This is a genomic window from Ensifer sp. Root954 (assembly GCF_001429005.1).
Taxonomy (GTDB): Bacteria; Pseudomonadota; Alphaproteobacteria; order Rhizobiales; family Rhizobiaceae; genus Ensifer; species Ensifer adhaerens.
Genome location: NZ_LMJM01000012.1, coordinates 271 through 11,467, shown reverse-complemented (window position 1 = coordinate 11,467; position 11,197 = coordinate 271). Strand labels below are relative to the sequence as shown.

Genomic DNA, 11,197 nt, shown 5'->3' with positions numbered 1-11,197 from the left:
TGCGGTCACCCGCGTGCTGCGGTTCCTTGGCTGCGTAATGGTTAGCCGCGCTTATCGCGCAGGCGTTGGTAAGGCGCTTTTCTTCGACGAGATCGCTCCATCGACACCTGCTTGTCAGGTTTGATGAAACCATGCCTTTGTTAGAAGCACTTAGAGGCGCCGTGGCCGTGACGGGTCCTTCCAAAGCAAAAGTAAGGCCCCGGCCCTAGGCATGGGTTCTGACCGCGATTTTGAAAGGAAGGTTTGTTAGAGCGCGATGCCAATCGCGCAACAATCAAAGCTAGCGAGCAAACTCGAGAGATCGTTCTACCTGTGTCTTCGCCTAAGCGTCAATCGGTAGTAAAACCCGACTGCGGCGCGAAGCCTCCTATTTAGAGAGACCGCAACACGTCGCCAAATGCATCCAACAGCATGTCCGCATTCTCGCGAGAAAAGACGAGAGGCGGCCGTATTTTCAGAACATTGGCATTGGGACCGGAGGCGCTGATGAGGATGCGGCGATCTCGCAGACCATTTACGATCCGAGTCGTTAGCGCGGCATCGGGGTTCTTGGCGGCAGGGTCGGCTACGATCTCGACGCCGATGAAGAGACCGGAACCGCGCACGTCCCCGAGAGCGTGGTATCGATCCGAAAGGCTCTTGAGGCCACCCATCAGGTAGGAACCGACTTCCAGCGCATTTTGCTGCAGCCCCTCAATGCGGATAGTGTCGAGCACTGCCTTGCCGGCCGCGGCGGCGACCGGATTGCCGCCGAAGGTGTTGAAATAGCGCGCCTTCGGGCCGAACTCAGCGATAACCTCGGGGCGCAGCACTATGCCCGCCATCGGATAGCCGTTACCCATTGGTTTGCCGATCGTCACCATGTCGGGTGCAACGCCGTGGCGTTCGAAACCCCACATCGTTTCGCCCGTTCGGCCGAAGCCGGGCTGCACCTCGTCGGCGATGAAGAGGCCGCCAGCCTCGTGGATCGCGTCCACCGCAGGCTTGAGAAAACCTTTCGGCCCTTCGAAGATGCCGTCGCTGGAAAAGATCGTATCCGTGATCAGCATGGCCGGCTTGATGCCGTGACGCTTGAGATCGGCGATTGCGGCGCGCACGTCGTTGCCGAATTTTACCGCCATCTGTTCGGGCGAGTGACGGTAGCTGTCCGGCGCGGGCACCGTGCGCACATGCGGGCCGAGCGTCACGGATTCGCCGAGCGAGGGCGAGAATTCGGCAACCGCGCTCGTCAGGCCGTGATAGGCGAGGTCCGTCGCGATGATGCCGGTGCCCCCAGTGACGAAGCGGGCGATGCGAACGGCGAGATCGTTCGCTTCACTGCCGGTGCAGGTGAACATGGCCTGGCTGAGCGCCTCGGGGAAGGTGGCCGTCAGTGCCTCGGCATAGGCGACGATCCCTTCGTGCAGGTAGCGTGTGTGAGTGTTGAGCACGGCCGTCTGCTTCGTGATTGCCTCCACCACGCGCGGATGGCAATGGCCGAGCGAGGCGACGTTGTTGTAAGCGTCGAGATACCGCTCGCCGGCCGTGTCGTACAGAAAAACGCCTTCGCCGCGGACAAGATGCAGCGGTTTTTCGTAAAACAGGCGGTAGGCGGGACCGAGCACTTTTTCTCGGCGCGCGATAAGCGCCCTCTCGCTCTCGTCTAGTCGGTCGAAATCTGCACGCGAAAAAGCATTCACCATCGACATGATCAAGCCTCGGAAAGGTTGGGCGCGAGCCGTTTCAGCCCGGCCGGAGTGAGATCGACTATGTTCTGCAGGCCGCGGCATGCGGTCGCGTGGTTACGCATGATATAGGCCCGGTTCTCAGGAAAACGTGCGGAACGCCACTCCGCGATGATGATGGACATGGCGAGGCGGGAACGGGCGAGAAGCGGTAGCAGCTCGATTTCGGCCGGCTCCAGCGCGCGCGCCGACAGGAAGCCTTCGAGGAAGGCGCCGGTGCGGGCGGCCCAGTTGTCGGTCGCAAGGTGATAGGAGAGGGCGACGGCAAGGTCATTGATCAAGGGCGCATGCACCATGTCGCCGAAGTCGATGATACCAACAACTTTGGTCGGCTCTGCCGGATCAAGCAGGATGTTGTGCGGATTGAAATCGTTATGGATGATCTGCCGGCGCTTGATCGCGGCGATCGCCGGCATCGAGCGTTCGAACTCGGCGAGTATGGCCTCCACCTGCGCTCGGCGCTCGATGCCGACATGGTCGAGCAGGGCGACAAGGTCGAGTGTATGAGAAATGTCCCACATCAACTTTCTGGCGGGCGGGCGGCCTTTGTAGTCTTCGAGACCCAGCCCAAGTTGTGCGAGCGCTCGGCCGACGTTGCGGCTCTGCGTCTCTGAGGCCGAGGTGCGGTACTGCAGTTCGCCGCCGAGGAAGGTCAACAGGCGCATGACGCGGGGGCCATCGGAGGTGGAAAGCGTATGGCTCGGCGCTCCGGTTTTCGTGAGCATGAGCCTTGGCACCGGTACATTGGGGGCCGCAGCCTCCAGATGCATTAGCGCACCATCCTGGAACTCAAGCGAGGCCGGGTCTTCGGCGGGATTGGCAATCTTGAGGATGAAGTCCTCTCCGTCCGAGCGGGTAAAAAGAAAAGTCTCGTCCCTTTCGCTTGAGAGCCGCCTGATCGAGCCGCTCGCGCCATAGACCTTCCTCACCGCCGCCTCCGCATCGGAAAGCGATGTCGCGCTCCATGTTGCCGACATGGAATCGGCGTTCTTGGCGGTGGGCGATGGCTCCGTCATGCTTGCTCCGTTGGCGCGGTCGCCCGCATTTCCGTCAATCTCTGCCCGTCAGCTGACCACGACAACGACGACATTGTCGCGCCGAGCCTTTCGGTGAATGATGTCTGCGACACGCCATACTTGAAACACAGCGAAAAAGATGCATCAAGTATCTTGTTATTCCATTTTTTGGACGAATTCCATGCCTCAATTCACGTCACTGGATCATGAGAACCTCAACAGCGTCGTTTATGGTGCGTTGTGCGATGCGCTTATCCAGGGCCGGTTCCAACCCGGCGATCGGCTGAAGATCCGGGATCTGGCAGAGCAATTCGGCACAAGCGTTACGCCGATCCGCGACGCGATCCTTCGGCTTGCCAATGACGAGGCGATTATCTTCCGCTCGCCGCGTGACATCCGCATCCCGGGCTTGAGCGAAAACCGCTACCGCGAGATCCGCGCAATACGGGTGCGCCTGGAGGGACTGGCCGCGGAGACTGCGGCTCAGGTGGCGACGAGCGCGGATATCGAAGCGTTGGAGCGAATCTTGCGCGAAAACGAACAAGCAATCGAGGCCGGCGACCGACTGAAGGGTACGCAACTCAACCAAGCCTTCCACTTCCTGCTGCCGCAGATCGCCGGACTGCCGGTGCTGAACAGCATCCTGCGGCGGCTCTGGCTGCGGATGGGGCCACACATTTCCGATGCTTACATAGAGGGCGGACGGGCTATGATTGACCACCACTACCCGGTCGTCGAAGCCCTGAAGCGGCACGATCCCGCCGCCGCTTCGATGGCAATCGTCGACGACATCCTGCTCGGCGGCAAGCCGATCCTCGAGCGCATCGAACGGGGCAGCGAGCCGGAGGCGCGCCGGGCTTAACGTCGCTTGGAATAGGAGACTTGCAATTCATGGGCAGCCTATTACGATGCATCAAACATCAAAAGGAAGCGCTCCGATGACCGATGATTGCCGGTACATGTTGCTGACGGGGGCGAGCCGCGGGATCGGGCACGCAACGGTCAAGCTCTTTCAGTCGAAGGGCTGGCGCATTCTCACCGTTTCTCGCCAGTCTTTTTCCGAGGAATGTGCCTGGCCGTCCGCACGCGAGAGCCATATCCAGGCGGACCTTGCCGATCTCACGCAGATTGACCGCCTGGCTGCGACCGTGCGCGAGCGCCTACCGAACGGCCGCCTGCATGCCCTCGTGAACAATGCGGGCATTTCGCCGAAGGGACCGGGCAAGAGTCGCCTCGGTGTGCTGGATACCGATGCCGATGTCTGGACGCAGGTACTCAACGTAAATCTTGTGTCGACCGCTTTGATCGCCCGCGCGCTCATGCCGGAACTGGAAGCGGCGAAGGGCTCGATTGTCAATGTTACGTCCATCGCAGGCTCTCGCGTCCACCCTTTTGCAGGCGTTGCCTATGCGGCGTCCAAAGCGGCGCTGGCCTCACTGACCCGCGAAATGGCGCACGAATTCGGCCAACGCGGCGTCAGGGCGAACGCCATCGCGCCGGGCGAGATCGAAACGTCTATCCTGTCGCCCGGAACCGATGAACTGGTGGCGGCGGAAGTGCCGATGCGAAGACTGGGCGAACCGCGCGAAGTAGCGGAGACCATCTACTTCCTTTGCACCGAGCCATCGTCCTACATCAACGGCGCGGAAATCCACATCAACGGAGGGCAGCACGTCTGACAACGGTCAAATCGGGAAAAACCCGTTGGCCTGCAATGACTAGAATGCATCCATCGGTTGAAACGTCCAAGGGAGAATGGGCGCAAAGACCGGTGAGGGCCGCAGCCACCGCCGCAAACGGGACGGGGACAACGGTCTGCATGGGATCGTCATCGGAGCCGCAAGCGGCTCTTTCACAAACGAAGAAAAGGGGAATGCCATGAAGACAATCTTTCAATCGGGTGTCCTGGCGGCGGCTGCCGTCGTTCTGTCGGCGGGCCTTGCTGTGCCGGTTTTCGCGCGAGATCTAACAGTCGTTTCATGGGGTGGAAACTATCAGGATGCCCAGCGCAACATCTACTTCAAACCGTTCTCCGAAAAGTCCGGCAAGCCAGTGCTCGACGAAGCCTGGGACGGCGGCATCGGCGTCATCCAGTCGAAGGTCAAGGCCGGCGCACCGAACTGGGATGCGGTGCAGGTGGAAGCCGAAGAACTGGCGCTCGGTTGTGCCGACGGTCTTTATGAAAAGATCGACTGGGACAAGATGGGCGGTAAGGACAAATTCCTCGAATCTGCGGTCAATGACTGTGGTGTCGGCGCCATCGTCTGGTCGACGGCCATCGCCTATGACGGCGACAAGCTGAAGGAAGGCCCGACTTCCTGGGCGGACTTCTGGAACGTCGAAAAGTTCCCCGGCAAGCGCTCGCTGCGCAAGGGCCCAAAATACACGCTGGAATTCGCGCTGCTCGCCGATGGTGTCTCCAAGGATCAGATCTATGACGTTCTCGGTACAGAGGAGGGGGTCGCCCGCGCCTTCAAGAAACTCGACGAATTGAAGCCTAACATCGTCTGGTGGGAATCGGGCGCACAGCCGTTGCAGTTCCTCGCATCGGGCGAAGTCGCTATGACTTCGGCATACAACGGCCGCATCACCGGCATCAATCGGTCGGAAGGCAAGAACTTCAAGGTCGTCTTTCCCGGCAGCATTTATGCCGTCGATAGCTGGGTCGTGTTGAAGGATGCGGAGAACAAGGAGGCTGCGCAGGACTTCATCGCTTTTGCGAGCCTGCCGGAAAACCAGGCGAAACTGCCGGAATTCGTGGCATACGGTCTGCCGAACAAGGAGGCTGCGTCCAAAGTACCGGCGGAATTCTCCAAGGACCTGCCAACCGATCCTGCCAACATGACAGATGCCATCTCGCTCAATGTCGATTTCTGGATCGACAATGCCGAGACGCTGACGCAGCGCTTCAACGCCTGGCTCGCCCAGTAAGAACATCCGTGGTGAAGGGCGCTCCACCGGGAGCGCCCGTTCCTGGATGGCTGGGTGCGTTTCTTGAGGACGCATCCTTCGCCTTTAGCGATGGAGTCTTCCGTGGCCGAATACATTCGATTTGACCGCATTACGAAATTCTACGGCCCGCTTTGCGTGGTTGAACATCTCGATCTCGGCATCGGGAAGGGGGAGTTCGTCAGCCTGCTCGGCCCGTCCGGCTCGGGCAAAACGACGCTTCTTATGATGCTCGCTGGCTTCGAGCAGCCGACCGCGGGCGAGATCCTTCTCGACGGAACTGCCATCAATAAGGTGCCCACCTACAAGCGGGACATGGGTGTTGTCTTCCAGAGCTACGCGCTCTTCCCGCACATGTCAGTCGGCGAAAACATCGCTTTTCCGCTCCAGATGCGGGGTATTGGCAAGGCGGGGATCGATGAGCGCGTCAAACGTGCACTCGACATGGTGCAGCTTTCAACCCTTTCCGACCGACGGCCCTCGCAGCTCTCGGGTGGCCAGCAGCAGCGCGTGGCGCTGGCCCGGGCGCTTGTCTTCGAACCGCGTGTCGTGCTGATGGACGAGCCACTCGGCGCGCTTGACAAGCAGTTGCGCGAGCAGATGCAACTCGACATCCGCGATCTGCACCGCCGCCTCGGCCTAACAATCGTTTTCGTTACGCATGACCAGTCCGAAGCGCTTACGATGTCGGATCGCGTCGCCGTCTTCAACAAGGGCAAGATCGAGCAGATCGGGACACCCCGGCAGGTCTACGACGAGCCGGCGACGCGCTTCGTCGCCGAATTCATCGGCGAGACCAATCTCGTCGAAGGTGTCGTGGAAACCGTGCAAGGCGCGGAAGCGACTGTGCGTCTTCGTTCGGGGGCACAAATTGTGTCGGCGGTTTCCGGCAGCGTCGCTTCCGGCCAATCCGTCTTTCTCTCCATCCGTCCGGAACGGGTCGATCTCAGCGAGACGCGCAGTGAGGGTCGAAACGTCTTGGAAACGGAAGTTACGGATTCCGTTTATCAGGGCGATCATTTGCGCGTGCAGTTGCAGAACGCCACTCACCCGCTGATCGCCAAACTCGGCAGAAGGTCGCGCGAGTTTCCGCCAGGCACCAAAGTCTTTGCGGCGTTTTCGGCCGGCGATTGTCGGGTCATTGCGCCATGAGTGGAGTCTCCTCCCGCACTGGACAATCGCTGCTTCTTCTGGCGCCGCTGCTCTTTTTCCTCATCGGCTTCTTCCTTTGGCCGCTCTTCAGCATGATGGCGCAGTCCGTGTCGGATCCGGCCGTGTTGCGGCTGCTGCCACGCAGCGCGGAAGTTCTGGCCGATTGGGACCGTAAGTCTCCACCCACCACACCCATGCAGATGGCGCTGATGGAGGACCTGAAGTCCGTCGACGACGATCAGGCGCTTGGTGACATGGTGCGGCGTCTCAACAGCGCCCGCTCCGGTTTTCGCACGCTGATGGGGAAGACGACGAGTGCATTGAAAGATACGGCGAACCCACCCGCCGACCTCGTTTCCATCGACAAACGCTGGGAGAAGCCGGAGTTCTGGCTGGCGATCGCAGATGCGCTCTCGCCCTATACCGACCGCAACCTGCTTGCCGCCGTCGATCTTGGTCGCAATGCGGCTGGTGATATCGAGCATCTGCCGCCAGACCAGTCCGTCAACGCCGTGATCCTCATGCGCACCTTCTGGATAGCCGCGCTCGTCACCTTCGCATGCGCCTGTATCGGCTTTCCGTACGCAATCATCGCCGCTTCGCTCGAGGGTTGGAAGCGTGATCTGATGCTTGGCGCCGTGTTGTTGCCGCTGTGGACGTCGCTTCTGGTGCGCACCGCGGCCTGGTTCATCCTGTTGCAGGAGCAGGGTCTCATCAATGATCTCCTGCGCGCCATCGGCCTCATAGATGCGCCGCTGACGCTGATCTTCAACCGCACCGGCGTCATCATCGCAATGACCCATGTGTTGTTGCCGTTCATGGTGCTGCCGATCTATTCCGTGCTCATCACCATCCCGAAGAACTTGATGCCGGCCGCCGCCTCGCTCGGCGCGCGCCCGCTGCGCGCTTTCCTGCGAGTGCTGCTGCCGCTAAGCCTCAGGGGTGTGGCGTCCGGCGCTCTGCTAGTGTTCATCTCTGCGATTGGCTATTACATAACGCCGGCGCTGATTGGCGGACCGGGCGACCAGATGATCTCCTCGATCATCGCCTTTTACGCCACGGGATCGGCGAATTGGGGCATGGCCGGTGCGCTCGGGGTCGTACTCCTGGTCGCAACTCTACTGCTCTACAGCGTCTACTCACGGCTCTCCAGCGACGAAGTTGGGGGGCGGTGACCATGCCGATGAAAATCGCCAAGGCCACCTTCGCCACGCTGACGATCCTCTTCCTCGTCGCGCCACTCATTGCCATCCTGCCGCTCGCCTTCACCTCGAGCGTGATCCTCACCTATCCGATCCCGTCGTGGTCCCTACGCTGGTTTGAGGAACTCTTCTTCGCGGACGCCTGGCGGCGGGCAATCGTCAACAGCCTGATCATCGGCACGGGCACGACCTTGCTCGCAACCGCGCTTGGTACGGCCGCGTCGCTCGGCCTGCGCAACCGCCTTCTTCTCTTTCGCGGTTCGATGCGCACACTTTTCCTGCTGCCCATGGTGGTGCCGGCCGTCGTGCTGGGGGTCGGCATGCAAGTGCTGCTGGCGGGTTTTGGCCTTACCAACAGTTACATGGGCGTGATCATCGCCCACACGGTCGTTGCGGTGCCCTTTGTGGTCGTGAGCGTCACCGGCGCGCTTGCCGGCATCGACCAGCGCGTCGAGCTTGCGGCCCAGAGCCTCGGTGCTTCGCCAACGACGGTGTTCCGCCGGGTCACCCTGCCGCTCGCCATGCCGGGCGTACTCTCTGGCGCGGTGCTCGCCTTTGCGACGTCGTTGGACGAAGTCGTCCTCACGCTCTTCGTCGCAGGCCCGAACCAGCGGACGTTGGCGCGGCAGATGTTTTCCAGCATCCGTGAAAACATCAGCCCTGCGATCGCTGCGGCGGCCTTCCTCTTCATCGCGGGGACGGTTTTGATCGGGCTCGTTGTGGTTGTGTCGCGGTCCTTGATTGCGAAGCGGCGCTAGGAGACGGGAAGCACAGCGCTCCCAGCATCTCACCGCAGACGGTGTCGAACTCTGCAGGATTGCGGTGCGGCGGCTTGCATTTCCCGGACGCAGTACGTGACCTCCGCAGAGGCATAGGTCTCAGCCAGCAGGAGTTTGCCGAGATCGTCGGCCTCACTCGTCGGCAGATCGCGGAAATAGAAGTTGGCGGTGCGAACCCAAGGTTGGAGACACTGGAGAAAGTCGGCCGGGGGGCTTGGTCGTTGGCTTCGTGGCGAAGCCAGAGCCGGACCCTAGTCTGCTATCCTCGGAATACACGGTTTGAATTCCGTCCGATTAAAAGTGAAATCTCGTCTAAATCAAAGTGGGGCTCACCCACGTTCACAACCTTCACATTCGCCGGATTAAATTGATGCTCAAGCGGAACGCTAAGTACGGGGCATCCGGTCCCATCCCCTTTCGGATGTTGAAGGTCCTGCCACGGCCCTTTTTCCGCGCTTCCCGTGACGCGAATTCCTACTTTCCCCCACAGCGCGGCGCTATGCTGAAAACTCTGATACGCTTCATCCCCGGCTCGTTTGCAATGCTGTCACAGCTTCGCCGTCCTACCCATCTTCACTGACATGAATTCCGATCCAACCTTGCAGATGGTTTCCGCACCGCGCCTGACGGGAGAAGACGTGCTTTTCGTGCTCTCCTTCTCGGGCCGAACGAGCTATCTTATTTCGAACATCGAGATTGCCAAGAAGGCCGGCGCACGTATAGTTTCCATCTCTCCGGGCGGCTCCATCGTCGCCTCCCTCGCCGATGGAAGCATCAATCTCTACGCCTACCGCGCCTCGACCCATCCCCTCATCGTGCCGACCGGCCGCGCCCCGATGTATGTGATGCTCGACGTGCTTTTTGCCCTGCTCGCGCAAGTGCGAGGCAGACACGCTATGAACCGGATGCAAGGACAATCGACATGGAAACGACCTTTTCGCCAGTGCTGACCGTTTGCGGGATCGACGAACTACCGGGCCAGAGCGACAGGAAGGTGACCCACGTCCTGTCGATCGTCGATCCGGAGCTGCCGGAACTTGAGGCGTTTGGCGGTTACGGCGCCCATCACCGCACGACCTTGCGCTTCCACGACATCATTGCAGCCGTACCTAACCGGGTGATGCCGCGCCCCGACCATGTCGAGGCGATCCTTCGCTTCGGCAACGACTTCCTGGAGCGCGCAGATAAGCAGGCGTCGAGCCACGTTCTGGTGCATTGCCATATGGGCGTGTCGCGATCGACCGCCGCGATGCTGGCCCTGATGGCGCAGGCAAACCCGGACGAGCCGGGCGAGAGCCTGTTTGCCCGTCTTGTCGCCATTCGTCCGCAGGCCTGGCCGAACTCGCAGATGATCGGCTTTGCCGATGAACAGCTCGGCCGCGGAAGCGACCTCACCACGGCGCTGCGCCGCCATTACGGACGACAGATCAAAAGCCGCCCCGAGTTCACCGAATGGATGACCTCCCTCGGTCGCGAGGCGGAGTTGAAGATGGCCATGCTCGGCTGACGTCGACCGCTGGCTCGTAGACCTTTTGAAGGATCTTTCGTGGCCGTTCGATGATCATGCGATCCCCGAGCTTGAAGGCGGCCCCGCCCTCTGCGGCCGCGACCTCAGCTGCGTCGCGCACCGAGCGGGCCTAGGCGTCTCGCTGACGCCGCCACATATCCAGGCATCGACTAGTCGCATGTTCTCGATCAGATCAGGCGAGCAATCGACGCTGACGAGAGGGCGCGTTTAGAAAGGGAAGGGGCTCTTTTCGGGAGCCACCATTGGGTGGGGGAGCACGGCTCCCACATCGTCAGCGCCGCCCACACTTTCGCCCGCGTGTATAACGTCATGGTGAAGCGGGCGGCTTGCGGTTGGGATGGTCGCATCGTTTGATGCAGTTTATCGTCTCTGACGCGGTGACCGCTTCTTTTGCGCGACTCCTCAGCGAAATCGACCTTCTTCGGAACGTCGGCCGCCGTGCCATCAGCCCTTCGAGGCGAGATCGAGCAACGTCGCTCGCAGAAGATGATCACCTTCTCCTGCCAGAACCTCGGCCTGTAGCGAGCCCATTTTCTCAGAGATGCTCGAGACCCATGCTATCGGCAACATACACATCGGCCGCCTGCTGGAGAGGCAGGCAAATGGGAGGCGGCTCACCACCAGGATCAGTACCCCGTATTTGAGCGGAGCTGCTTGCCGGGGGCGTGGGCCCGGTTGCTGAATAATCGCCGGCGCCTGCCGAACCTCCTGGGTCGATCGATTTCCGCCCGTTTAAGCGGGCGGAAAGCGCCTGCTGCTGTCTGTGGATAGAAATACCGTTTAAGTTCAATTGGTTGTGAGATTTATGTCGGGCCCATGAAAATCCCTGTTGACGTGTCGGATGTGT

12 protein-coding genes are annotated in these 11,197 nt (G+C 60.8%); 9 read left to right on the top strand and 3 right to left on the bottom strand.

What is annotated here, in order from left to right; genetic code table 11:
- Window positions 1–371: 371 nt before the first annotated feature.
- A complete protein-coding gene (locus ASE71_RS06380) occupies window positions 372–1,688 on the bottom strand; it encodes an aspartate aminotransferase family protein (RefSeq protein WP_060520187.1) in 1,317 nt (438 codons plus the stop codon).
- Window positions 1,689–1,690: 2 nt separating this feature from the next.
- Complete coding sequence (locus ASE71_RS06375) at window positions 1,691–2,740, bottom strand: phosphotransferase enzyme family protein (RefSeq protein ID WP_060520186.1); 1,050 nt, start codon at window positions 2,738–2,740, stop codon at window positions 1,691–1,693.
- A 181-nt stretch (window positions 2,741–2,921) separates the two neighbouring features.
- On the opposite strand from ASE71_RS06375, the gene ASE71_RS06370 reads away from it, so the two are divergent.
- The 9 genes from ASE71_RS06370 (at window position 2,922) to ASE71_RS06335 (ending at window position 10,329) form a co-directional block, all read left to right on the top strand.
- Window positions 2,922–3,602 (top strand): GntR family transcriptional regulator, encoded by a 681-nt coding sequence (locus tag ASE71_RS06370; protein WP_034800404.1) that lies wholly within the window; start codon window positions 2,922–2,924, stop codon window positions 3,600–3,602.
- 76 nt (window positions 3,603–3,678) lie between these two features.
- Window positions 3,679–4,419: an SDR family NAD(P)-dependent oxidoreductase gene (locus ASE71_RS06365; RefSeq protein WP_034800406.1), complete on the top strand. Its 741-nt coding sequence runs from the start codon at window positions 3,679–3,681 to the stop codon at window positions 4,417–4,419.
- Between the two features lie 199 nt (window positions 4,420–4,618).
- Window positions 4,619–5,671 (top strand): ABC transporter substrate-binding protein, encoded by a 1,053-nt coding sequence (locus ASE71_RS06360; RefSeq protein ID WP_082566398.1) that lies wholly within the window; start codon window positions 4,619–4,621, stop codon window positions 5,669–5,671.
- 90 nt (window positions 5,672–5,761) lie between these two features.
- Complete coding sequence (locus tag ASE71_RS06355) at window positions 5,762–6,841, top strand: ABC transporter ATP-binding protein (RefSeq protein ID WP_060520185.1); 1,080 nt, start codon at window positions 5,762–5,764, stop codon at window positions 6,839–6,841.
- Complete coding sequence (locus ASE71_RS06350) at window positions 6,838–8,016, top strand: ABC transporter permease (RefSeq protein ID WP_060520184.1); 1,179 nt, start codon at window positions 6,838–6,840, stop codon at window positions 8,014–8,016. Before ASE71_RS06355 ends, ASE71_RS06350 begins: the two co-directional genes overlap by 4 nt.
- A 2-nt stretch (window positions 8,017–8,018) precedes the next feature.
- Window positions 8,019–8,801: an ABC transporter permease gene (locus ASE71_RS06345; protein ID WP_060520183.1), complete on the top strand. Its 783-nt coding sequence runs from the start codon at window positions 8,019–8,021 to the stop codon at window positions 8,799–8,801.
- A gap of 41 nt (window positions 8,802–8,842) precedes the next feature.
- A complete protein-coding gene (locus tag ASE71_RS37470; RefSeq protein ID WP_320410583.1) occupies window positions 8,843–9,193 on the top strand; it encodes a helix-turn-helix transcriptional regulator in 351 nt (116 codons plus the stop codon).
- Window positions 9,194–9,403: 210 nt separating this feature from the next.
- On the top strand, window positions 9,404–9,772 hold the full coding sequence (locus ASE71_RS06340; RefSeq protein WP_060520181.1) for a MurR/RpiR family transcriptional regulator: 369 nt from the start codon (window positions 9,404–9,406) through the stop codon (window positions 9,770–9,772).
- Window positions 9,745–10,329, top strand: a complete 585-nt coding sequence (locus ASE71_RS06335; RefSeq protein ID WP_034800416.1) for a tyrosine phosphatase family protein — start codon at window positions 9,745–9,747, stop codon at window positions 10,327–10,329. Before ASE71_RS06340 ends, ASE71_RS06335 begins: the two co-directional genes overlap by 28 nt.
- A gap of 556 nt (window positions 10,330–10,885) precedes the next feature.
- Here the strand turns inward: ASE71_RS06335 and ASE71_RS36605 are convergent.
- Window positions 10,886–11,197, bottom strand: a 312-nt coding sequence (locus ASE71_RS36605) for a hypothetical protein (RefSeq protein ID WP_210178858.1), incomplete at its 5' end; no start/stop codon positions are given.